Origin of the sequence: Mycobacterium sp. IS-2888, from assembly GCF_001954215.1 — a bacterium.
In the GTDB taxonomy this organism is placed as follows: Bacteria; Actinomycetota; Actinomycetes; order Mycobacteriales; family Mycobacteriaceae; genus Mycobacterium.
The window spans coordinates 1-987 of the sequence record NZ_MBET01000012.1 but is presented as its reverse complement, the minus strand read 5'-3'; the positions used below and the strand labels follow the sequence as shown (position 1 = coordinate 987).

The following is a 987-nucleotide window of genomic DNA, read 5'->3' as shown; positions in this document are numbered from 1 at the left end:
CACCGCCACCGGCGCGGCGTCGCCGAGCATGAACTCGATACGCTCCCGCGGATGTTCAGGGTCGATGGGCAGATACGCCGCCCCGGTTTTGAGCACCGCGGTGATCGCGGCGATCGCGTGTGGAGAGCGCGCCAGCAACACCCCCACCACACACCCAGCACCCACGCCCCGGCCAACCAACAAATGCGCCAACCGATTAGCCGCCTCATCGAGTTGGCGGTAAGTCCAGGACTGCTCACCACAACTGAGCGCCACCGCCTCCGGAGTGGCGGCCACCTGCGCGGCGAACAACTCCGGAACCGACACCGGCGCTGTGGCATCCGCGCTGAGCACCGCCCGGTGACCGATCTCATCGAAGCGGGCATGTTCGGACTGGTCGAGCACATCCACCGACGACACGCGCCGCCCCGCATCGGCGGTCATCGCCATCAACACCCGCTCCAACCGCTCGATGAGCACCTGGATGCTTTCCGGGTCGAATACGTCGGTGCGAAATTCCACCGCCCCACCGATTCCGGCGGGCTCACCAGCCTCGGTGAAACGCTCCCCCAACGAAAACGCCAGATCCATACGCGCGCTATGGGTATCCAACGGAATCGGGCTGACCTCAACACCGTCTAGCACCAAACCCGCCGCCGGATCCTCATGACCGGCGAAGTTCTGCCAGGCCAACATCACCTGAATCAGCGGGTGATGGCGCAGCGACCGAGCCGGATTGAGCCGCTCCACCAACACCTCAAACGGCACGTGCTGATGTTCGAACGCCTCCAAACTGCGTGCCCGAACCTGCGCCAACAGTTCAGCGAAGGTGGGATCACCGCCCACATCCACCCGCAGCACCAAGGTGTTGACAAAAAAGCCCACCAACTCATCGAGCGCCGGATCACCCCGACCGGCCACCGCGAAGCCCACGGCCACATCAGAACTGGCGCCGATCTTCGACAACAACACCGCCAACCCGGCCTGCACCACCATGAAACTTGTCGC

At 64.4% G+C, this 987-nt stretch carries 1 protein-coding gene; it reads right to left on the bottom strand.

Annotation, left to right across the window (positions count from 1 at the left end):
• Positions 1-987 (bottom strand): condensation domain-containing protein (locus tag A5745_RS01985; protein WP_139329403.1); only part of this gene is annotated, 987 nt, incomplete at both ends.